Annotated in this window: 19 protein-coding genes, 4 tRNA genes, 1 riboswitch and 1 other annotated feature; of the genes, 6 read left to right on the top strand and 17 right to left on the bottom strand. The window is 28.3% G+C overall.

Annotated elements, in window-relative coordinates; translation table 11 throughout:
* The first annotated feature begins 250 nt into the window (after positions 1 to 250).
* Positions 251 to 718, top strand: a complete 468-nt coding sequence (locus tag A500_RS01175) for a hypothetical protein (RefSeq protein ID WP_016205772.1) — start codon at positions 251 to 253, stop codon at positions 716 to 718.
* 442 nt (positions 719 to 1,160) lie between these two features.
* On the opposite strand, the gene A500_RS01180 is transcribed toward A500_RS01175, so the two are convergent.
* Both A500_RS01180 and A500_RS01185 read right to left on the bottom strand, forming a co-directional pair.
* A complete protein-coding gene (locus A500_RS01180) occupies positions 1,161 to 3,077 on the bottom strand; it encodes an SIR2 family NAD-dependent protein deacylase (RefSeq protein WP_016205773.1) in 1,917 nt (638 codons plus the stop codon).
* A 302-nt stretch (positions 3,078 to 3,379) separates the two neighbouring features.
* Positions 3,380 to 3,646: a sugar phosphate nucleotidyltransferase gene (locus A500_RS01185; RefSeq protein WP_016205774.1), complete on the bottom strand. Its 267-nt coding sequence runs from the start codon at positions 3,644 to 3,646 to the stop codon at positions 3,380 to 3,382.
* A 270-nt stretch (positions 3,647 to 3,916) separates the two neighbouring features.
* Here A500_RS01185 and A500_RS01190 point away from each other — a divergent pair, with 270 nt between their 5' ends.
* Together A500_RS01190 and A500_RS01195 are read left to right on the top strand one after the other, a co-directional pair.
* Positions 3,917 to 6,742: an endo-beta-N-acetylglucosaminidase gene (locus tag A500_RS01190; RefSeq protein WP_016205775.1), complete on the top strand. Its 2,826-nt coding sequence runs from the start codon at positions 3,917 to 3,919 to the stop codon at positions 6,740 to 6,742.
* A gap of 362 nt (positions 6,743 to 7,104) precedes the next feature.
* Positions 7,105 to 9,768 (top strand): cation-translocating P-type ATPase, encoded by a 2,664-nt coding sequence (locus A500_RS01195; protein ID WP_016205776.1) that lies wholly within the window; start codon positions 7,105 to 7,107, stop codon positions 9,766 to 9,768.
* Positions 9,769 to 9,819: 51 nt separating this feature from the next.
* On the opposite strand, the gene A500_RS22010 is transcribed toward A500_RS01195, so the two are convergent.
* The 5 genes from A500_RS22010 to A500_RS01215 form a co-directional block, all read right to left on the bottom strand.
* Positions 9,820 to 10,038, bottom strand: a complete 219-nt coding sequence (locus A500_RS22010; protein ID WP_083935654.1) for an RsiV family protein — start codon at positions 10,036 to 10,038, stop codon at positions 9,820 to 9,822.
* On the bottom strand, positions 10,035 to 10,523 hold the full coding sequence (locus A500_RS01200) for a DUF4163 domain-containing protein (protein ID WP_016205777.1): 489 nt from the start codon (positions 10,521 to 10,523) through the stop codon (positions 10,035 to 10,037). The genes A500_RS22010 and A500_RS01200 overlap by 4 nt, the downstream gene beginning before the upstream one ends.
* Positions 10,524 to 10,855: 332 nt before the next feature.
* Positions 10,856 to 11,635 (bottom strand): 23S rRNA pseudouridine(2604) synthase RluF, encoded by a 780-nt coding sequence (gene rluF, locus A500_RS01205; protein WP_016205778.1) that lies wholly within the window; start codon positions 11,633 to 11,635, stop codon positions 10,856 to 10,858.
* Positions 11,636 to 11,655: 20 nt separating this feature from the next.
* Positions 11,656 to 12,651 carry an anti-sigma factor domain-containing protein gene (locus A500_RS01210; protein WP_016205779.1) on the bottom strand — a complete coding sequence of 332 codons (996 nt, stop codon included), beginning with the start codon at positions 12,649 to 12,651 and terminating at the stop codon, positions 11,656 to 11,658.
* Positions 12,652 to 12,665: 14 nt separating this feature from the next.
* On the bottom strand, positions 12,666 to 13,256 hold the full coding sequence (locus A500_RS01215) for a class D sortase (protein WP_016205780.1): 591 nt from the start codon (positions 13,254 to 13,256) through the stop codon (positions 12,666 to 12,668).
* Between the two features lie 430 nt (positions 13,257 to 13,686).
* Here A500_RS01215 and ispF point away from each other — a divergent pair, with 430 nt between their 5' ends.
* Positions 13,687 to 14,169, top strand: a complete 483-nt coding sequence (ispF, locus tag A500_RS01220; protein ID WP_016205781.1) for a 2-C-methyl-D-erythritol 2,4-cyclodiphosphate synthase — start codon at positions 13,687 to 13,689, stop codon at positions 14,167 to 14,169.
* Between the two features lie 172 nt (positions 14,170 to 14,341).
* Here ispF and A500_RS01225 read toward each other — a convergent pair whose 3' ends face one another.
* The 4 genes from A500_RS01225 to A500_RS01240 all read right to left on the bottom strand — a co-directional run bounded on the left by A500_RS01225 (position 14,342) and on the right by A500_RS01240 (position 16,898).
* Positions 14,342 to 15,619, bottom strand: coding sequence for a Na+/H+ antiporter NhaC family protein (locus tag A500_RS01225; protein WP_016205782.1), 1,278 nt, complete (start codon positions 15,617 to 15,619; stop codon positions 14,342 to 14,344).
* Positions 15,620 to 15,737: 118 nt separating this feature from the next.
* Positions 15,738 to 15,844: riboswitch (SAM riboswitch) on the bottom strand.
* Positions 15,845 to 16,006: 162 nt separating this feature from the next.
* Positions 16,007 to 16,082, bottom strand: a tRNA-Lys gene (locus A500_RS01230).
* Positions 16,083 to 16,085: 3 nt separating this feature from the next.
* Positions 16,086 to 16,159 (bottom strand) — tRNA-Gly (locus tag A500_RS01235).
* Between the two features lie 64 nt (positions 16,160 to 16,223).
* On the bottom strand, positions 16,224 to 16,898 hold the full coding sequence (locus tag A500_RS01240) for a hypothetical protein (protein ID WP_016205783.1): 675 nt from the start codon (positions 16,896 to 16,898) through the stop codon (positions 16,224 to 16,226).
* 230 nt (positions 16,899 to 17,128) lie between these two features.
* Here A500_RS01240 and A500_RS01245 point away from each other — a divergent pair, with 230 nt between their 5' ends.
* The gene (locus A500_RS01245) at positions 17,129 to 17,539 is read left to right on the top strand and encodes an HNH endonuclease signature motif containing protein (protein WP_016205784.1); all 411 of its coding nucleotides are present in this window, start codon (positions 17,129 to 17,131) and stop codon (positions 17,537 to 17,539) included.
* 73 nt (positions 17,540 to 17,612) lie between these two features.
* Here A500_RS01245 and A500_RS01250 read toward each other — a convergent pair.
* Together A500_RS01250 and A500_RS01255 are read right to left on the bottom strand one after the other, a co-directional pair.
* Positions 17,613 to 17,687, bottom strand: a tRNA-Gly gene (locus A500_RS01250).
* A 26-nt stretch (positions 17,688 to 17,713) separates the two neighbouring features.
* Positions 17,714 to 17,797 (bottom strand) — tRNA-Leu (locus A500_RS01255).
* 129 nt (positions 17,798 to 17,926) lie between these two features.
* Positions 17,927 to 18,139 (top strand) — a binding site (T-box leader).
* Between the two features lie 114 nt (positions 18,140 to 18,253).
* On the opposite strand from A500_RS01255, the gene thrS reads away from it, so the two are divergent.
* Positions 18,254 to 20,191, top strand: coding sequence for a threonine--tRNA ligase (gene thrS, locus A500_RS01260; RefSeq protein WP_016205785.1), 1,938 nt, complete (start codon positions 18,254 to 18,256; stop codon positions 20,189 to 20,191).
* A gap of 105 nt (positions 20,192 to 20,296) precedes the next feature.
* On the opposite strand, the gene A500_RS01265 is transcribed toward thrS, so the two are convergent.
* The 4 genes from A500_RS01265 to A500_RS01280 all read right to left on the bottom strand — a co-directional run bounded on the left by A500_RS01265 (position 20,297) and on the right by A500_RS01280 (position 23,473).
* Positions 20,297 to 20,854, bottom strand: coding sequence for a sugar O-acetyltransferase (locus A500_RS01265; RefSeq protein ID WP_016205786.1), 558 nt, complete (start codon positions 20,852 to 20,854; stop codon positions 20,297 to 20,299).
* 43 nt (positions 20,855 to 20,897) lie between these two features.
* A complete protein-coding gene (locus A500_RS01270) occupies positions 20,898 to 21,080 on the bottom strand; it encodes a hypothetical protein (protein ID WP_016205787.1) in 183 nt (60 codons plus the stop codon).
* Between the two features lie 39 nt (positions 21,081 to 21,119).
* Positions 21,120 to 21,899, bottom strand: coding sequence for a ZIP family metal transporter (locus tag A500_RS01275; protein WP_016205788.1), 780 nt, complete (start codon positions 21,897 to 21,899; stop codon positions 21,120 to 21,122).
* Between the two features lie 296 nt (positions 21,900 to 22,195).
* Positions 22,196 to 23,473, bottom strand: a complete 1,278-nt coding sequence (locus tag A500_RS01280; protein WP_016205789.1) for an O-acetylhomoserine aminocarboxypropyltransferase/cysteine synthase family protein — start codon at positions 23,471 to 23,473, stop codon at positions 22,196 to 22,198.
* Positions 23,474 to 23,531 lie beyond the last annotated feature (58 nt).

A 23,531-nucleotide genomic window follows, 5' to 3' on the forward strand; every position in this document is an offset into this window, starting at 1 on the left:
CTCTACAAGAGTTTCTAATGTAATATATTCTCTAGTAATTCTTATAGAATTACATCCTTAATTTTAAATTTTGCATTCTAAATTCTAAATTACTATGGCTGTATCAAAACTATAAATTGGTTTTATACAGCCACTTTTCTTTTGTAACAATGTTATTTTGTTATTTTATAAAAAAGTAATAATCAAAATTTGATATTAACACCAATGTTACTTATAATGCTTTCAATAAAACAACAAAGGAGTGATTGTTATGAAAACAATAAATAATTATATACATTTTGATAAAAGTGATTCTAAAATTAATATAGATGATGTAGAATTTGAAAAGCCAAAATATTTTAATAGGGCTATCAAATGTTTCAGATACAATATTGAAAATCATCTTATAGAAAGGTATTGTAGCAAATGTAAGAATTGGTATCCTTGCTTAGAGCCAAGTTTAGATACCTTATCATTCAATATAATTTCATCCGATTTCCACTTTCATGGTTTAGGATCTGGATTTAAATCTACTTGTAATAACTGCGTCAATAATTCTAATAAAATAAAGGAAACTAGTAATAAAACTTGTACTGATTATTCAAATATTAATATTAAAATAAACCAAGATTTAAAAGACTACTGTTTCATTAAAAGTAGATTAGAAAGAAAAAATCTTACCGAATTTGTGACATGCATTTTAGAAGATTATAAAAATACTAATCCCATCTCATTATAGTAAGAGAAGACTTATGAACTGAAATAATCCTTCAATTCATAAGTCTTCTTTATTCTATAATTCTTAAAATAAATTTATTATATTACATTCATACTCTATTTTATCCATTATACTTAACTAACACCAGTTAAATGGTTTCTCCCCCTTCTATGCTGGTTCTATAGCCTATAAAATTGATTCAAGTATATAACAGGGCCTCTGCTGCATATATTCTTGTAAGTGTTACTTCTATAAGGAAATTGATTCTAAAATTGCTTTTTACTCTACAAAATAAAATTATTATAAATTATAAGTATACTTATTCAAGGCAATTTAATTCATTCTATTATTTATAAAAAAGCAGAAAAATAATGTACCCATCTATATTACTTTATCAAAATAAAAAATAACAAACATGATTTATTATTTTTAATGTTTGTTATTTTAATAAAAGTTTTATATCTTATTTATATGTTATACTTAAATCTTTTGTATTACTTTTGATTGTAGCAACATTATATTGACAACCATTATTAGTAACCTTATTAATACCTTCAATATAAATATTTTTCCCTTTCAATATAGGGACTCCCAAATTAATTTCTTCTCCAAATAAATTTATAATCTCTTCCGTTTCATTAATATCAAAATTTATTTCATCTAGTGCCATATCTTTTATAAAATCATAGTTAACTTTTACTTGTTCACACTTTATCTTATCTCCATTTTCACAATAGTTCCTTAAAAATTTCATATTATGTAAATCATCATATGTTATATTACCTACCTCTCCAAATGTAACTCCAAATTTCTTCTGAATCATTACCAATGTTGAAAATATATATTCATCCCTCTTTATTACTTTACTTAATTCACTATAATTTTCTTCATTATATGGCAATTCAAATTTCATAGAATAATCTTTCTTATTAAATAATTTTATATTTTCTCCATTCATCCATCTATTTAGAAATTTAAACTTCCTATTATTTTCCAAAAGTGTTTCTGCATATTTTATATTTATTTTAGTTCTTCCAACCTCATCTAATAAAAACTTTCCATTTCCAATATCTTTTAAATTTATTTCATATGATAATTTAAAGATGCTACACGATATAACTGTCCTTATTAAATACTTCGATTTAAATCTTTTTAATGTAGCCTCTTCCATATTATCATCTTCTCCAAGAAACATATTAAATTTTTCTACTTCATCTGGATTTGGTGAAATATATAGTGTTGAACATTCATTATTTTCATTATTTATAGGTAAAATCTTTATTCCATTAAATGAATTATCAATCATATCAACATACTTTCCTGATATCTCAAGAGATTCAAATGATTTTCCCTCTAATCTCTTATTTAATTCATTTATAATTTCTACGAATTTGTTTCTTTCTTCTTCATTCTCTACGTCTATATTTTGAAATTTCACATTTATTTTTGCTTCAATTTCTTTATCGCATTCTGATACTGATGCTAAGGATATTCCTCTATTGTCTATAACAAATTTTGTTCCTACACCTTCTCTCTTTAAAATATCTGATACAAGTTTATAATCAATTTTTCCTGATTCTACATCTTCACATAATGTATTTTTAATATCTTTTTCTAATTTATTAATAAATTGTTCTCCTGTCATATCAATATATGACACTTTCTTATTTTTTAAATCATCTATTTCCTCTGAAGGTAAGGATGGTGCTATTACAAAATTTTCATTGGTGAAATCACCCAAATTATCTATTATATCAAATACCAACGAATCTACATTCTGGTCACCTAAGTCATAACCTATAAACAACACTGTTTTCTGTGATAATATTGTTTTAATATGACTCCACATTATACTATAAATTTTATCTCTAAAAAAATTAGTATAATCTGTTCTTGTTATAACTATATCATCCCTATTATCAAAATCAGAATGAATCTTATATATCTTAATCTTATCATTTCTTATGCTTGATATATCTGTATCTTTTCTTATTATTCTTACATTAGATTTACCATAACCTACTTCTAATAACTCATCATAATTTGTAGTAATTATTGTATCTATTTGTGGTATATTGGTTAACTTCTTATGATATTTAACCATACTCTCTGTTATTTCAACCCTAAATATATCTTCTAATATATTTATCAGGTCAGTTCTTTCACGTCTTAACTTAACAAACTTTTCTGCAAAATCAGGTAATGAATTAATCCCTTCTAACCTCTTTAATTCTTGTTTAGTGCATTGCTTCTTTATTAACTCAATAGTTCCATTTCCTAATGGAAATCCTGCTACTTTCGAAAACCCTGCTCCTACCCATAGAACTACATTCTTATCCCTTACTTTTTTTAATAACCTTTGATATGCTTCATTCTCCATAAATTCTCCTCCCATCATACTTATAATTTTATTATATAGAAAAAACTACCTATTAACTAGGTAGTCCTTATGTAATGTTATTATTTAATTTTGTAAACTAATCTATCCACTTCATCAATTTAGAATTTAAAATGCCAAATGTTTATCTAAATTTAAAATGCCAAATTAAAAATGTAAAATTAATGATGAAATTCTTTCAGAATTTCTTAAAATATATTTTTCCAAACTAGGCTTTGCCTAGTTTATTCCTCCATTTTCAATTTTTAATTTTAAATTTTTAATTATTAGACGACCAATGTCGTCTAATACGGGGTTTCTTTGTTTTGTGGTTCTGTAAAAATATTATTTGGATTTATATTGTGTAATTCACCTTTTATCTTGTCCTCATAATCTTTGTTAGTAACCACATAAATATTATCCTTCTTAATTAAAGGAGAAACTCTATCTACTGTATTTTGTAGAAAACTTTTGTTATTTATAACTTTTAAAAATTGTTTAGGCTTACTTGATCTCGATAAAGGATAAAGTCTTGTACCTTTTCCCCCTGCTAATATTAGCCCGTATATCAATAACTTCAACTCCATGTAAATACTATATTACATCTTATGCTAGTTATTTTGTTTTGTGTATCTACATTATCTAACACGAATAAAATCCTGTGTATTTATTTCAAAACAATTTTTTTCACTTAACCACTATTATTTTGAAAGTATAATTTTTTTATATAAGATTTCTCCAATGATTCTATAAATAATACACTTATTTTTAAAATTTCTATATGCTAAACTCAAAATAACGTTTACAAATATTGTCTAATTACTATATAAGGGGGATAAAAAATGTTTTCTAAAAAATCAAAAACAGTAATAACTCTTACTCTTGCTTGTTCATTAACAATCGGATTAATTTCTTGTTCAAGTTCTTCTTCAGCTAGTAGAAATACTAACATTAAATATTCTATTACTGATGAAGCAGGTGAGGCTGCTGAATTAAAGATGATGAATATGCCAACATCACCTTACTGGTTCCCAAATCAACTTCTAGAATGGGATCCAGATACGGATGAAAATATTCAATTTAATAAGAGTTCTATTCCGCTTTCAAAAAGAGCTTCAAAAGATAGATTAGAAGCTGTTAATTCAACTCAAAATAAAGACTTTAATGTTGTTGCTTTGTCAATAATGAATTCTAGTACAAGTGGTAACCCATCTCAAGGTTCAAATAAGTTTGCTTCTAATACCTTTTCTTATTGGCAATATATAGATAAACTTGTTTATTGGGGTGGATCATCGGGAGAAGGAATAATAGTTCCTCCAGGTGCTGATGTAATAGATTCTGCACACAAAAATGGTGTTCCTGTTCTTGGAACTATATTCTTCCCAATGGTACAGCATGGTGGAAAAGTTCAATGGTTAGATGAGTTTTTACAAAAAGACAGTAACGGAAACTTTCCTATGGCTGATAAGCTTATAGAAGTTTGTAAGACAATAGGATTCGATGGTTGGTTTATAAACGAAGAAACAGGATTAGCTGAAGGTGACAATGAGGATATATCTAAAGAATCTTCTAAAGTGAATCAAAAGCACGCTGAACTTATGCAAGAATTTATTAAAGTCTTTAAGGAAAAGGCTAAAGATGAATTACAAGTAATGTGGTACGATTCATTGACAAAAGACGGAAAAATGGATTGGCAAAATGCTTTAACTGATAAAAATGATTACTTCTTAATTGACAGTGATAAAGAAAAGGTTGCAGACAGTATGTTCTTAAACTTCTGGTGGACAAATAAGAAACTTGCAGAAAAACAACTTTTAAAGGCTTCTAATGAAAAAGCAAAACAAATTAAAATTAATCCTTATGATCTGTATGCTGGAATTGATCTTCAAGCAAATGGTACTTCTACTCCTATACGTTGGGATTTATTCGAGGATGAAAACAAAATTCCATATACATCACTGGGACTATATTGCCCAAGTTGGACATATTATTCAGCTGGAAATATAGATGAATTCCATTCTAAGGAAAATAGATTATGGGTAAATGAATTTGGAAATCCATCAAAAGAAACCAAGGTTACAGGAACTGAATTTAAAGGAATATCGACATATTCTATAGAAAAGACAGCTATTACTTCATTACCTTTTAATACTAACTTTAATTTAGGTAACGGATACAACTTCTTTATTAATGGAGAAAAAGTATCTAAACTAGATTGGAATAATCGAAGTCTTGCAGATATAATGCCAACTTATAGATGGATAATTGATAACCAGGGATCAAATAATATTAAAGCTTCAATAGATTATGCAAATGCATATTATGGAGGTAATTCAATAAAACTAGCTGGTAATCTAAATTCAAATGAAGCTTCAGTAATAAAATTATTTAGCACTGATTTAACTTTAGAAAAAGGAAGTAAATTTACAACTACAGCACAATCAAATTCTGAAGTTTCACTTGATTTAATACTAGAATTCTATGATGGAGATAATGAGGAAATTCAAGGTAAATCTAAAGTAGGAAATAAATGGACTACTGTAGAGTATGATATATCTAAATTTAATGGAAAAGCTATAAAATCCATATCTTATAAGATTTCGAATAAAGATTCTATATCTAACTTAAGTCTTAACTTAGGTAATATTCAAATTACTGGCTCAAAAAAGATTAAACCTGTAGATGTTAAGAACGTTAATGTAGATAATGTAAGCTTTGAAGAAGATAATATGTACGCAGGCGTTAAACTATCATTTGATGCCTCTAATAAGGAAAATATTAATAATTATGAAATATATAAAATAAATAGTGATAATACTAGAACATTTTTAGGTGCCACACCAAATAATAAGTATTTTATAAATGCTCTTCCAAGAGATGAAAAATCTAATACTACTACCTTTGAAGTTATTGCTATAAATAAAAATATGTCTGTTGGAAAATCAAACACAGTAAAAATGGAATGGCCTGATAATAGTATTCCAAAAGCTAATTTTAAAGCTTCAAAGACATTAGTGGCTCCAGGTGAAGAAATTCAATTTGAAAACTTAAGCTCTAAGGTAACTGAATCTGTTGAGTGGAAATTTGATGGTGCTACTACTGAATCAAGTACTGAAATGTCACCAAAAGTTAAATATGATAAAGAAGGTACTTATACAGTTACATTAACAGCTAAGAGTCAATCCGGTGAAGATGTTAAAGTAATGGATGGACTAATAACTGTTTCTAATGATGCTAAAGATAACTTTAAAAATCTTTCTTTAGCTAAGACTCCTGAAGCTTCCAGTTATGTAAATCCTAATGAGGCACCACCTTTTGCTTTTGATGGGAAGCTAGATACTAAATGGTGTGCTGTTGGTACTCCACCACATAATATAACAGTTGATCTTGGCAGTGTAATGACTGTAAGTGAAGTTAGGATAGCACATGCTGAAGCAGGTAAAGAAAGCCCTGATATGAATACTTCAGACTACACTATAGAAGTTAGCGAAGATGGTAAGAACTTTACCGAAGTCATCTTAGTCAAGAAAAATAATAAAGCCAATACTGTAGATACCTTCAAGGTAACTAAAGCTAAATATGTAAGAATAAATGTAACAAAACCAACCCAAGGTTCAGACTCTGCTGTAAGACTTTACGAAATTGAAGTTTATGGCATAGAAAAATAAATTCTATTATCTATTATAAATTAATATTTTTAATAAAAGAGAACATATAAATGTTCTCTTTTTCATTTTTTAATTTTTATTTAAAAAAATTTATATATTGACATTTTTAAATAAAAATTTTATAATTATTTTATAATATAATATTTCCATTAAGAGGGAGTAGTAAAAAATATAACATCAACATTCGCGGCCTTTTGGTCTGGTGTTATATACCATCTTGGTTACGAGACTTTTAATACAATTTTTAACACAGTGAAAATTGTATTAAGAGTCTCTTTTTGTTTGTAGGCTCATATATTTCTAGGTTAATTTTTAAAATTAAAACACAAAATACTACTATTAAATAGTTTGGAGGAGTTATTATGGAAAGATTTTTTTCAAAATCATATGAAGATGTATTAAAGCAATTTAATGTCTCTAAAAGTGGTTTAAGTGAAAATCAAGTAAAAGAAAATTTGGACAAATACGGTTATAATCAATTAACTGAAAAGAAAAAACAAACTGTTATGCAAGTCTTTCTAAGTCAATTTAAGGATTTACTTGTAATAATACTAATTATTGCAGCTATAATTTCTATGGCAACTGGAAATGTTGAAAGTACATTAGTTATTTTTGCTGTTATTATTCTTAACGCAATTTTAGGCACTGTTCAACATTTTAAAGCAGAACAATCATTAGATAGTTTAAAAGCATTATCTGCTCCATCTGCTAAAGTTTATAGAAATGGAAAGAAGATTGAAATTCAATCTAAAGAAATTGTACCTGGAGATATATTAATTTTAGAAGCTGGTGATATGGTTGCCGCTGATGGTAGAATAGTTGAAAACTTCTCCCTTCAAGTAAATGAAAGTTCATTAACTGGTGAATCTGAAAGTGTTAATAAATTTATTGATGAAATTAAAGAAGAAGAAATCGCCTTAGGTGATCAAAAAAATATGGTTTTCTCAGGTTCTTTAGTTACTTATGGTAGAGCCTTAGTTGTTATTACTGGCACAGGAATGAATACTGAAATAGGTAAAATTGCCCATTTAATGGAAGAAACTCAAGAAAAGCAAACACCACTACAAGTTAGTTTAGATGATTTCAGTAAAAAATTAGCTATAGGAATTTTAGTTGTTTGTGCTATTGTATTTGCATTAAGTTTATATAGGGGAGTATCTATTTTAGATTCACTTATGTTTGCTGTTGCTTTAGCTGTTGCTGCTATTCCTGAAGCATTAAGCTCAATAGTTACAATTGTACTAGCCTTAGGAACTCAAAAGATGGCTAAAGAAAATGCTATTGTAAAAAAACTTAGAGCTGTTGAAGGCTTAGGTTCAGTATCAGTTATTTGTTCTGATAAAACTGGTACATTAACCCAAAATAAAATGACTGTAAAAAAAGTTTATTTTGATAATAAATTAATTGATGGTGAAGAAGTAGACTTAAATGATGAGTTAGGAAATTATTTAATTAGTAGTTCAATTTTATGTAATGACTCTACATCTAAAAACGGAGTTGAAATAGGTGATCCAACAGAAGTTGCTTTAGTTAATTTAGGACATAAATTATCTTTAGATGAACTGAATTTAAGAAAATCATATGGTAGATTAGGTGAATTACCATTTGATTCTGATAGAAAACTTATGAGTACTCTTCATAAGTTTGATAATAAAAACTTAATGTTCACTAAAGGTGCTTTTGATGTATTACTAGATAGAATTGTAAAAATCAAAACTTCTACTGGTGTACGAGAAATAACATATGAAGATAAACAAAATATAATAAATGCAAATAAACAATTATCGCAAAGTGGATTAAGAGTTTTAGCTTTTGCTTATAAAGAATTTGCAAATCCTGAATTCTTATCATTAGAAGATGAAAATAATTATACCTTTATAGGTCTTATTTCAATGATAGATCCTCCTAGAGAAGAATCTGCTGAAGCTGTTAAAGACTGTATAACAGCTGGAATAAAGCCAGTTATGATTACAGGTGATCACAAAATAACTGCATCTGCCATTGCAAAGCAAATAGGTATTTTAAGAGATGGAGATAGAGCTATTGAAGGAATAGAACTAGATAAAATGTCAGATGATGAATTAAAGAGTAACATAGAAAATATCGCCGTTTATGCTAGAGTTTCTCCTGAACATAAGATAAGAATAGTTAGAGCATGGCAAGAAAAAGATGAAATAGTTGCTATGACTGGTGATGGAGTTAATGATGCTCCTGCACTTAAACAAGCTGATATAGGAATTGCAATGGGTATTACAGGAACAGAAGTCTCAAAAGATGCTGCTTCAGTAATATTAACAGATGATAATTTTGCTACAATAGTTAAGTCTGTAGCTAATGGTAGAAATATTTATAAGAATATAAAGAACTCTATTAAATTCTTATTATCAGGTAATACTTCCGGTATATTATCAGTATTATATACTTCATTAATGGCTTTACCAATGCCATTCCATGCAGTACATTTACTATTTATAAACTTATTAACTGATAGTTTACCTGCAATTGCAATAGGTATGGAAAAGTCTAAGAAAGATTTATTAAAGGATAAACCTAGATCAAGAAATTCATCTATATTGTCAAAAGACTTTATATCTGAAATTGCTATTGAAGGTTTAATAATTGCTGTATTTACTTTATTCGCATTTTATATGGGTCTAAAAACTAATGAGGCTGTAGCATCTACAATGGCTTTCTCAACACTTTGTTTAGCTAGATTATTCCATGGATTTAATTGTAGAGGCGATAAATCAATATTCTCAATAGGCTTATTTTCAAATAGATTTAGTTGGATGGCATTTGGTGTAGGTGTACTATTATTAAACTTAGTATTATTTGTACCATTTCTTCAAAAATTATTTGAAGTATCCAATTTAACTGGTTCACAAATTGGTTATATATATTTATTTGCTTTTATACCAACACTAATTATTCAAATAGCTAAAGTAATATTAGATGTTATAAAAAGTAGAAAAGATAATAATATTAATTCTTCACATGAAAAAGAAGAAGTTGAAAAAGTTGCTTAATTAAATTTAAATTCTATAAAAAACAGTTTGTACTTGGTACAAGCTGTTTTTTTATCCAATTTTCTCTTTAAATTCTTGCATATCATAAGGTATTTCAAATTCTGGCATTCCTGCTACATAAGGAGCTATCTCATAATAAGGAAAATATATTATTATCTTATTATTTTTAATATAAAAACTTTGATTATCTTTAATTCCATTAAATCCTTCTTTTCCAGTAAAATAATAATCAGGATGTTTGTTTATCTCTTTTTGTATTAATTCATTTATATTTTTTTATAATTATATCCAACTTTAAATAAGTCTTTCAATTCAATTTTCTTTCCTGATTTAATATCTATGTTATAAGATTTTCTAGTTGTAATTCCATGTGCGCCACCACTAAATTGATAGTAATCTATATAAAAACTTAATATAGCTTCATTATTAGTTAATGTATATTTTGCATTCAATTCATATGGAATTGTTGGAGTTAAATCCTCACTGGTTTCTTTAACCTCGTTTATCCAGCTATCAGTCCAATCACTTATTTCATTGTTGATAACTTTTTCACCATTTTCATTAATTAATCCTACTATTTGAGGAATATCGACATCAATATTTACAAATTTTAAATTTTTCTTTATTATTTTATCCACAAGTTTCGGATTTTCGACAGCATCTCTACTTAAATTTATTAACAGTGCCTGTGGACAAATGTGGACAATTTCTAATACTACTAGAACAGTTATTAATATTTTATAAACCTTATTCATATGTATATCTCCTATTTCTATAAATATATATAATTTTCAGTTTTTTTCAAATTATTTTTATATTATATTATCTACAATACTGTTAATAATTATTAACAATACTTTCAACATAATTTACACAAGTTATCCACATGGACATGTGGATTATGTGTGTAACATACGAATTTTTATTATAATTTACTATTTTTTGTTCATAAAAAAGTTGACAAGTCCTTTTACAAAGCCACTTTGTTCCCTGTGGATAACTTTTTTGATTTTTTATCATATTTTAATAGGGAGATACTAATTGCTTGCTTCACCTACTGGTTCTAAGCATAGCAACTAATATCTCCCTACTTATCAAATTCTTTTGTTTTTCCTGATGTACTTATTAAATTATTTAGTCCCTTAAGCTCATCTGAAGTTAAGTTTCTCCACTCTCCAATTTTTAATGTTTCTAAATTTATGTTCATTATTCTTATTCTATTTAGTTTAACTACATTATATCCTAAAGCTTCACACATTCTCCTTATTTGCCTATTCATTCCCTGCGTTAATATTATTCTAAATGTGTTCTTATTTTCTTTTATAACAATACATTTTTTAGTTACTGTCCCTAATATTCTAACTCCACTTGACATAGATTTTATAAAATTATCATCAATTGGTTTATTTACAGTAACTATATATTCCTTTTCATGATTATTTCCAGCTCTTAATATCTTATTAACTATATCTCCATCATTTGTCAAAAGTATTAGTCCCTGTGAATCTTTATCTAATCTTCCAATTGGGAAAATTCTTTTTTTATGATTTATAAAATCTACTATATTTCCTTTTACCTTTTTTTCAGTAGTACATGTAATACCTACCGGTTTATTTAAAGCAATATATACTAATTCATCTACTTTCTTTATAGGTTTTCCATCTACCTTTACATCTGCCGTTTCTTTAACTTTGGTTCCCATAACTGCATTTATACCATCTACAGTTACTCTCCCAGCTTCTATTAGTTTATCAGCTTCTCTTCTTGAACAAAATCCTGTTTCGCTTATAAACTTATTTAGTCTTATTTCAGCTCCTCTATCACTGTGTATTATTACATATTTATCTTCATTATTCTTTTGCTTCATTATTCTCACCTTTATAAATTTTAAGGGCTTACCTTATGTTCATCCCCTGAATTATTTAACCTAACTTGAATTTCTTTCTCTTTAATAAAACTTTCTGTATCTTTTAAAGCATCATAGCTTAATGGTGTTCCTGTTACAGTAACTATTACTCCTGATTCTGGAATCATTTCATTATTAATAGCATAATTTAATATATTCTTTACTGAATCATCTATATTGGCATTATTAACATTTAGTTCAAGTAACATATTATTTCCTTTTTCAGTTTTACTGTAAGCATCTACTATTCTATCAAATCTATTTACCTCTAATGTGATTTCTGATGTAGTTTCTATAACTATAGTTTTATCAATTGATTTATATTTAAACGCACCTATAATAATTACTAATACAAATAAACTAAGTAGTATTGAAAGCTGTAATTTGTACTTTTTTATAGTAACAGCTTCTACACTAACAAAATCCTCTCCTATATTATTATCTTTTCCAGCTTTAACTTTTATAAACTCACCTTTAGATGTTAATATTATAGCACTTCTAAAGTTCTTACTAATTATAATTCCTCTATGTTCAGTTTCTTTCATAATTTGAGATATTTCATCTACACCAAGGATATTAATAGCCTCTACTATTTGTATATATTCCTGGATATATTTATAGTTAGGATTAGACAATATAACAACATAAGTTATAATATATTCTTTCCAAGTTTGAAGAAATTCCTTTTCTATTGGTGTTCTTTTAAGAATTCTATTAATTGGGAACTTTCTAGTTGTATTTAGATATTCAAATAATTCTACATCTTCTATTATAAAATAAGCTATATTCAAAATTTTATTTCTTATAGTGTACGATACCTTTTCATGTATTAAATCTTTTATAAGTATCTTATAATTTAAAAGATCCTCACTTAATTTTTCTATTTCTTCTGCTCTTTTCTCTATTACTTCTTCTAAAGCTACACTTGATGGAGATTTAGTCGAAAATTTATATTTATCACTTTGAAAATCGCTCATTATTATCCTCCGTTTTATAAATCCTTAGTTTCTATAAGATTACCTTTTACTATAACCCTTTCTTTTGCTCCAACAGTACAGGTTACTAATGTAATAGTAGCTTCACTGGTATTATCAAGCACTTCTACATTGCTTGGATCAACTATGAAGTTATCCGTAATTTCATATATATATTCTTTCTTATTAGCTTTAACTAGTATTTTGTCTCCCTTTTCTACCTTATATAAGTTTACAAAGGCTTCTGAATAATCAGATACTCTATGGCCTGCAACTGCAAAATTGCCTTTTTCACCCGGTCCTGCCGAATCTGCAAAATGACCCAAATAATATTGTAGAATATCATCAGTTATACCTTCTACTAGTCCTTGAGATAGATTTATACTAGGAATTTCAATTAAAGCAATTGGTTTGTATCCATTAATAGATTTTTCTTCTGTACCCTCTTCCTTGCTCTTTGGTTCTTCATTTATGACTTCTTCTAAAATATTTTGAAGTTCTTTTTGCCTTTTAGATGTTTCAATTTTTTTGTAAGCAATTGATGCAATTAATGCTAGTCCAACTATAATTAAAACAACGCCTATAAGCCTTCTGATTTTTTCTCCCATATTTCTCATCTCCCAATAAACATTTATAATAATTCATCATATATTATAACATAAAGACTATACTTTTAATATAATTGTGTCTCTTATATCCATTAATATTTTAGGAGTAACTTATGAATAGGAAAATAATTTATGTCGATTTTGTTTTTAAGCGTCGAAAACTTTCTTCTAGAACTATCCATTTTATTTATAAACTCAAAGTTAAATTAAAGCATTTGTTTAATAAAATATTTAAAAATAGAAAGAGAAAAATTAATTCTAATATTTATCCTTTTAAAAAGTACTATAGATATAATAAAAAATTCATATAATATTGAAAAATAGTTATAAAAAATATATATCATCTCATATATTTATATTATTAATTAAACCATATCTATTTTTAATATTTATGGTAAAATAACTCTATAATTATTTTAGAGGTGATAAAGTGAGGATAGGATTAGGATACGATGTACATCGTTTAGTTGAAGGAAGGGATTTAATAATAGGTGGTGTTAATATTCCTTATGAAAAGGGGTTACTAGGTCATTCAGATGCAGATGTTCTACTTCATGCAATTATGGACTCATTACTTGGTGCCTCAGCTCTTGGTGATATTGGAAAACATTTTCCCGATACAGATTCAAGGTTTAAAGGAATATCAAGTATAAAGCTATTAGAAGAGGTAGGGAAACTACTTTCTGTTAATGGATATTCTATTAACAATATAGACGCAACTATTATTGCTCAAAAACCTAAAATGGCTCCTTTCATTCAACAAATGAGAGAAAACATAGCAAATGCACTAAATATTAATTTAAACCAAATAAATGTCAAGGCAACTACTGAAGAAGGCCTTGGATTTACTGGAAATGGTGAAGGAATTTCTTCTCAAAGCATATGTTTGTTACAATTGACAATTAACGATTAACAATTTACAGTTTAGGAAATAACTCAAACAATTGAGTTATGGGAGTGAAAAGTGAAAGAGTGAAGATTGCATTTAAAATAAAATCTTCACTCTTTCACTAAAAGAAAAGTATGGCTTTTTTATTTAGCCATACTTTTCTTTTTCTGGTTTATATTTTAATTTTACAATAGCCTTATTTATTTCTCCAATGTATGTATATAGATATTATAGCACATATCCCCATAAGATAAGGATAAAATAAAAATTTCATTATTGCAAATGGTGATAAAGCGGCAAGTCCTGCTGCTGAAATTAATTGTGCACCATATGGTATCACTCCTTGAAACACGCATGCAAACATATCCATTATGCCTGCAACTCTTTTGGGTTCTAAATCAAATTCATTTGAAATATCTTTCGCTATAGGTCCTACAGTCACAATTGCAACAGTATTATTAGCTGTACAAATATCAACTAAACTAACTAATGTTGCAATACCGTATTCGGCTCCCCTCTTAGTTTTGAAGTTTTTTAATCCTTTATTAATAATAAAATCTATTCCACCATTAAAATTAATAAGTTCTATTGTTCCTGCTATAAGAATTGAAATTATTATTAGTTCACTCATACCTAATATTCCTGAGGATATAGAGTTAAATAATCCTATAAGATTAAAACTTCCAAGAATAAATCCTATTATTCCTGAGGATAAAATACCAAGTAATAATACTATAATTACATTTACTCCAATTAATGATGTTACTATTACAATTATATATGGTAAGATTTTAAACAAATTAAATTCTAGGGCCTCTAAATTTACAACTGTTGCACTCTTAGTTAGCAACATAAGTATTACTGCAGTTATGATTGCAGCTGGAAGTACTATAATAAAGTTCATTTTAAATTTATCTTTCATCTCACAACCTTGTGTTCTAGTAGCAGCTATAGTTGTATCTGATATTATAGAAAGGTTATCTCCGAACATCGCTCCACTAACCACCGCTCCTGTAGCTAAAGCTGTTGCTATTCCAGTTTTATCTGCTATTCCAACAGCTATTGGTACTAGCGCAACAATAGTTCCCATTGATGTTCCTATAGATAATGATATGAAACATCCTATAATAAATATTCCTGGAATTAAAAGACTACTTGGCAATAAAGAAAGTCCTAAATTAACAGTAGAATCTACTGCTCCCATATCCTTTGCTACTTTTGCAAAAGCTCCTGCTAATATAAATATAATTACCATAAGTAAAATATTGGTATTTCCTGCACCTCTACAAAATATATCTACTTTCTCATCAAACTTTACTTTTTTATTCATGATTAATGCTGTTAAAGCTGCTGCTAGGAAAGGGATTAGTATAGATACAGCATAAAAATCTTTTGCAATTATTGATGTTCCTAAATAAACTAATAGAAATACTCCCAATGGAAGTAAAGCCAGCCCATTACCTTTGTTATTCAAAATTCTTTTCTCTCCTTTTTGATATTAAATAATTTGTATGTATTTTTAGTTTAAATTTAAAAAAGCTTCTGCAAGAATACAGAAGCTTTGATTACACATATAAAAAGTTATAATTCGCCTCTTATCTATCAGGATATCCTGCAGGATTTAGCACCTTAAGAATTAATTAAAATCCTTGGTTGCTGGGCTTCAAAGGGCCAGTCCCTCCACCACTCTTGATAAGACTTTTAAATTTTGCATTATCATAGTATCAGCTTAAATTTATATTGTCAACAGTTATATTTTCCCTCACAATATATTACGATTATATATTTCTACAAACAATTAAAGTTATACGCAAAATATAGTTGATTTAAACATAAAAAAGAGATTACATAGTAATCTCTTTGGTGCGTTATCAGGGGATCGAACCCGGGACACCCTGATTAAGAGTCAGGTGCTCTACCAACTGAGCTAATAACGCATATGGAGCGGGTGATGAGAATCGAACTCACGTAACTTGCTTGGAAGGCAAGGGCTCTACCATTGAGCTACACCCGCATATATTATTGACAATAATAATTATATAATTTCTAAATAATACTGTCAATAATAAATTTTAGTCTTAAATTATTTCTGTAAGTGATTTTAATAGAATATCTTTAAACTTTTCTCCATCACTTTTACTTTTGTCAGCTTTTTCACATATGTTTTTCCATTCAGAAATACTTATACCTGTTCGCTCCTTAAACTCACTATCATTTGTTGTCATATAACTTGAGTTTACAACAAATTCCCCTAAGTCTTTTGGAGTATTAAATATCTTTAAGTATAAAAACTCCTTATTGTCTCCATACCAAGTTCTATTAAAATCTCTTGCAAATCTTTGAAGAGCTCTAATTAATTTATCCTTGGATAAAACCCAACATTCCTTTATCATTTTCACATGTCTTCGCATATTATCTGCTTCTTCTCTTGATATTTTTTTATTTTTTTCTCCATCTGAGATTATTCTGTCCACTGGGATATTCGGAACATTAATTACCATTCTCTCTTTTCCATATATCCATTTATAAAATGCCTCTTGCAAAAATGAGTATTGGATATAACCTAATAGCATCTTTTCATTAGGAAAATATGCCCATATATTACTAAGTCCATTATTCTTACAAAAAACTAATGTATGGATATATATACTCTTTTCATTGGGTAATTTATCCATAAACATATGACCTCTTATAGTTTTATTTTCGTTAATTAATTCTTCCCAGTAATCAAATGAATCATAATTATGTCTCACTGTATCACCTTTCTTTCACCTACATAGTATAATATATTATACATATATAATATACTATACGTACATTATATAGTATGTTATACCATCTTTTCAAGTACTTTTAAAGAATATAACAAAGTAAATTAAAACACTTTCTAAATTTAATTTTCTGACAATATAGATATACATATTTGAAATAAAAATAAATTTATTTTATAATATTATTAAAGATAGAAAAAGGAGGCATGACTTTGCACCACTGTGAAATTTGTGGATCAACAGCGGATATTCATCATATAGTTCATAAACATGAAGGTGGTTACGATATTAAACTCAACTATAAATATCTCTGTAACTACCACCATAGAGGGAAAAATGGACCTCATAACTGTATAGAAACTGATTTGAAATATAAACTAGAAATGCAAGATAAACTTTTTAATCTCTTGCCAAAAGACTACTATACAGCTAAAGAACTTTATACTATTTTAGGAATGTCTAACTCTTCTTTAAAAAGATTAATAAAAAAGCTTAAGTTATTTAAAGAAGGATATTCTAAAAAAGAAGTAATAAAAAACCTCATGGGTGGTAAACTCTACTCCTATGCTATGCTTAAGGAGCTAGAATTGGAACGTCTTTTCAATAGTATTAATATTAGCTAAAGTTTAACTTTATATTCAGATAATAACTTTTAATAAAAAAATAGACTTTAATATTAAAATTAAAGTCTATTTTTGGAGCGGAAGACGGGATTCGAACCCGCAACTTTCACCTTGGCAAGGTGACACTCTACCGTTGAGTCACTTCCGCATATACAATTATTTTAAGATTTAATATGGTGCAGATGAAGGGAGTCGAACCCCCACGCCAATGGCGCTAGATCCTAAGTCTAGTGCGTCTGCCAATTCCGCCACATCTGCATACCTTATATTAACATTATATAGAAAAAATATTTTTAAATCAATAATAAAATATTTTATATTATTATTTTTTACTGTATTCTTTTATTGACATTAACATATTATATAATTATAATTAATATTAAATATTTTAACACGTTGAAGAGAAGAGTAAACTAATTTTCATTTTCAGAGAGGGATATATTTGGTGAAATTATCTTATTTGAATCTAGTTGAAAACCACCTCTGAGTGACTTTAATAAAGTCCGTTTATATCACGTTACGATATCTTAAGTGGCCTAACTTTAGGCAAATTAGGGTGGAACCGCGGGAAATTAAGAATTTAATGCTCTCGTCCCTTCTATTATTTTGAAGGGATGAGGGCTTTTTTATTTATAAAAATATTATTTTAAGGCTAATGAACCATAAATCGCAATTGCGATATTTTATTTATATAACATGGAAGGAGAAAATAAAATGATTAAAATCACTTTAAAAGATGGATCAATAAAAGAAGTTGAAGCTGGTATTTCTGTTTTAGACATAGCTAAATCAATTAGCGAAGGTTTAGCTAGAAATGCTTGCTGTGGAATAGTTAATGGAAAGGTGGTTGACTTACGTCATACAGTAAATGAGGATAGTGAACTTGCTATTTGTACATTTGACTCACAAGAAGGGAAAGATGCATTAAGACATAGTGTATCTCATGTTTTAGCATACGCTGTTAAAAGATTATATCCAAATACAAAGTTAGCTATAGGACCGGCAATAAATGATGGCTTCTACTATGACTTTGATGTAGAAAAGTCATTTAGTGCTGATGATTTAATAAAGATAGAAGATGAAATGAGAAAAATAATAAAAGAAAATCCTTCAATTGAAAGATTTGAACTACCAAGATCTGAAGCTTTAAAACTTATGGAAGAAGCTAATGAATCCTATAAAGTTGAGCTAATAAATGATTTAGATGAAAATGAGGTTATATCTTTCTATAAAATGGGTGACTTTATTGATTTATGTGCTGGACCACACCTAATATCTTTAAAACCTGTTAAAGCAGTTAAACTTCTTAGAAGCGCTGGTGCTTACTGGAAGGGTAATGAAAAGAATAAAATGCTTTCAAGAATATATGGAACTGCATTCTTAAAAAAATCTGATTTAGATGCTCACTTAGAAGCCTTAGAAGAAGCTAAAAGAAGAGATCATAATAAGTTAGGAAGAGAATTAGGTATATTTACTACTGATGAAAATGTCGGTCAAGGATTACCTTTATTAATGCCAAAGGGAGCTAAAATAATACAACTTCTTCAAAGATGGGTAGAAGATGAAGAAGAAAAAAGAGGTTATGTATTAACTAAAACTCCTTTAATGGCTAAAAGTGATTTATATAAAGTTTCTGGTCACTGGGATCACTATAAAGATGGAATGTTTGTATTAGGAGATGAAGAAAAGGATACTGAAGTTATGGCACTAAGACCTATGACTTGTCCTTTCCAATATTCAATATATAATGCAACTCAACACAGTTATAGAGACTTACCAGTAAGATTTGCTGAAACTTCAACTCTATTTAGAAATGAATCTTCTGGTGAAATGCATGGACTTATAAGAGTAAGACAATTTACCCTTGCTGATGGGCACATTGTATGTACACCTGAACAACTTGAAGAAGAATTTAAAGGCTGTGTTGATTTAATAAATCATATTATGACTACTCTTGGAATAGATAAGGATATATCTTATAGATTCTCAAAATGGGATCCTAATAATACTGAAAAATATATAAATGATCCTGAAGCTTGGAATAACACTCAAAATATAATGAGAGATATACTAAATCATCTTGGTATTGATTATGTTGAAGCTGATGATGAAGCTGCATTCTACGGACCAAAGCTTGACATACAATTTAAGAATGTTCATGGTAAAGAAGATACAATAATAACAGTTCAAATTGATTTTGCTCTTGCTAGTAGATTTGGAATGACTTATATAGACAAAAATGGTGATAAAAAATATCCTTATATAGTTCATAGATCTTCAATTGGATGTTACGAAAGAACTTTAGCTATGCTTATAGAAAAATATGCTGGAGCATTACCAACTTGGTTATGTCCAACTCAAGCTATAGTACTTCCTATATCAGATAAATATAATGATTATGCTGAATCAATAGTTAAAGATTTCAAAAACTCAGGCATAAGAATAAATGGGGATTATAGAGCTGAAAAAATTGGTTATAAGATTAGAGAAGCTAGACTTGAAAGAATACCTTATATATTAGTTGTTGGTGAAAAAGAAGCTGCGAATAATGAGGCTTCAGTAAGAAGTAGAAAAAATGGAGAAGAAGGTGCTCTTCAAGTTTCCGAGTTAAAAAATAGATTAATATTAGAAATAGCTAATAAAGAAAAGTAATAAAAAAGAAGGTATTTGATTAATTTCAAATGCCTTCTTTTTTCATTACTTCCATTAAATTATAACTCTCAGAAACTATCATCATCTTACAAAACTATTCTTTGGCTATTTATCTAAAGTTCTTATTACTCTACAAGGGTTACCAACAGCTAATACATTATCTGGAATGCTCTTAGTTACAACACTTCCTGACCCAATAACCGAGTTTCTTCCTATTCTTACACCTGGATTAATAGTAGTCCCTCCACCTATCCAAACTCCATCACATATCTCTACCGGATCTGCATACTCTAAATCTTTCATTCGCTCTTCAACGGAAAGTGCATGATTAGCTGTAAATATGTTTACATTAGGCCCAATCATAACATTTTTTCCTATAGTAACTTTTCCACAATCTAATATTGTGCAATTATAATTTGCAAAGGATTTTTCGCCCCAATGTATATTATATCCATAAGCACATCTAAATGGTTGTTCTATATAGAACTCTTCAGGCGTATATCCAAATAATCCCCTAAGCAAATTCATTCTTTTTTCTATTTCTTTTGGGTGTAATGAATTATATTCAAACATAACTTCATTTGCATGCTGTCTATCATTAAACAACTCATCCCCTAAAGACACATACCAATCACCTTTTAACATCTTTTCTTTCTCGGTCATATTAATCTCCTTTTAACATTAAATTATATTTATGAAAAGACTTCTATTTATTTTCCTCAATAAGCTTTTTCATCTTATTTTGAAGTAACCATATTTTCTTTTGCTTTCTATTATAAGAAACCATTTTTTCCTTATTATTAACACTAGATTCTAATTGCTTTGTAGTCTTTTCTTCATATAACTTTAATGCTTCATTGAGAATTTGAAATTCTTCTTTATTAAACATAAAAACACTCCTTATGCTAATGTAAATTAATTTATTTAATTATGATAGTGCTACATCTAAAATCATCATAATTACAAATCCTATAGAAAAAGCTATTGCACTAATATCTGAAAAATTATCTTCTGCAGCTTCTGGTATTAATTCTTCAACTACAACAAAAATCATGGCTCCTGCCGCAAAAGAAAGAAGATATGGCATAATTGGTGAAACAACACTAGAAAATATTATAGTTATTACTGCTGCTATAGGTTCTACTATTCCAGATAAAGCTCCATAAAGAAAAGCTTTATTTTTGCTTAATCCTTCACTTCTAATAGGCATTGATATTATTGCCCCCTCTGGGAAGTTTTGAATTGCTATTCCTATAGAAAGAGCGAGAGCCGATGCAATAGTTATTGCTCCACCTTCATTCATAACTGCTGCAAAAACAATTCCTATAGCCATTCCTTCTGGAATATTATGAATTACTACTGATAATACCAGTTTTGTAGTTTTACTTAATTTATAGTTTTTTGATCCCTCTTCATTCTTACCATCAACATGTATATGTGGAATGATTTTATCTAAAGAATATAAAAACATAATACCGACAAGTATTCCAACAGCAGCTGGAATAAATGATAATTTTCCCATGTCTTTAGAGATATCTATTGAAGGAATAATTAATGACCATACTGATGCTGCTATCATAACTCCTGATGCAAATCCAAGAAGTATTTTATTAACTTTTTTATTCATTTCTTTCTTCATTAAATATACACAAGCAGCACCTAAAGACGTACCTACAAAAGGTATTAAGATTCCGATTAAAATATTCATTGCTACTACTCCTCCTTTACAAATAGAATGTTCTCTATTTTTATAATAATGAATTAAATTTTATTCATCATATATATCGACTTAATTTTTACTTATTAATATGTTACAACTTTTACTCATGTTTATCAAGTATTCATGGATTTCTACCCTATTTATATTCATCAAAGTCTTAAAATATATACTTATTGCTGTAAATAAGCTTATCTGCCTATTTGAATACTCTCAATAATATTAAATTTGAAAAAAAAGCTACTATTCTACATAATGTATATAGAATAGTAGCTTTATAAAATTCTCTATATTGATTCTAATGCTTGTTCAAAGTCTGAGATTATATCTCTTATATCTTCTACTCCAATTGATACTCTCATCAAATCAGGAGTTACTCCACTTGCTATCTGTTCTTTTTCAGATAATTGACTATGAGTAGTTGTTGCTGGATGTAAAAGGCAGCTTCTTACATCACCTAATGTTACTACTAATGCTACTAAATTTAATGATTTTGCAAACCTTTTTGCATCCTCTATACCGCCATTTATTCCAAAAGTTAATAATCCACTTCCTCCACCTTTTAAATATTTTTTTGCTTTATCATATTGAGAGCTCGTTTCAATATATGGATAATTAACCCATCTTATTTTAGGATGTTTTTCTAACCATTTTGCTAAATCTAAAGCATTTTGTGAATGTCTTTCCATTCTTAAATGAAGAGTTTCTAGCCCTAAGTTAGTTAAATAAGCATTAAAGGGACTTTGGCACGCCCCTAAATCTCGTCCTAATGTAACTCTTAATTTTGTTATATATGCTGCATTTCCAAAGCTTTCTACATACCTTAACCCATGATAACTTGCATCTGGTTCTGTGAAATCTTTAAATTTTCCATTTGCCCAGTTAAAATTTCCACCATCAACTACTATTCCACCAATACTTTGAGCATGACCATCTGCATATTTTGTTGTGGAATGCACTACTACATTAGCTCCATGTTCAAATGGATTACATAGGTATGGAGTCCCCACAGTATTATCTACTATAAATGGAATTTCTAATTTTCTTGCAACCTCTGCAAATTTATCAAAATCTAATATATCTAATCCTGGATTTCCTATTGTTTCTCCATATATTACTTTAGTATTATCCTTTGCACATGAAAGTATTTCTTCTTGGCTTGCTTCTGGATCTACAAAAGTAACATCTATTCCCATTTTTTTAAGATTTACTGTAAATAAGTTGACAGTTCCCCCATATAAACTCGCTGATGATATAACATGATCTCCAGCGCTGCATATATTTAATATTGCATATAATAAAGCTGCTTGTCCTGATGAGGTAGCTACTGCCCCAATACCACCTTGCAGTTTAGCAAACTTTTCTTCCAATGCTCCCACTGTTGGATTTGATATTCTGCTATATAGATGTCCTTCAGCCCCCAAATTAAATAACTTTTCTAATTGATCAGGATCATCATATTTATATGTCGCTGTTTGAAATATTGGTAATACCCTTGGCTCTCCAGCCTTTGGTGCATACCCTCCTTGAATGCATATTGTCCCTTTTTTCCATTGATTTGTCATATTAAAAGCCCCCTTTTTAATATAATTGCTTATTGCTTATACTTTTAGATATTATTTT

The organism is Clostridium sartagoforme AAU1 (assembly GCF_000401215.1).
Lineage (GTDB): Bacteria > Bacillota > Clostridia > Clostridiales > Clostridiaceae > Clostridium > Clostridium sartagoforme.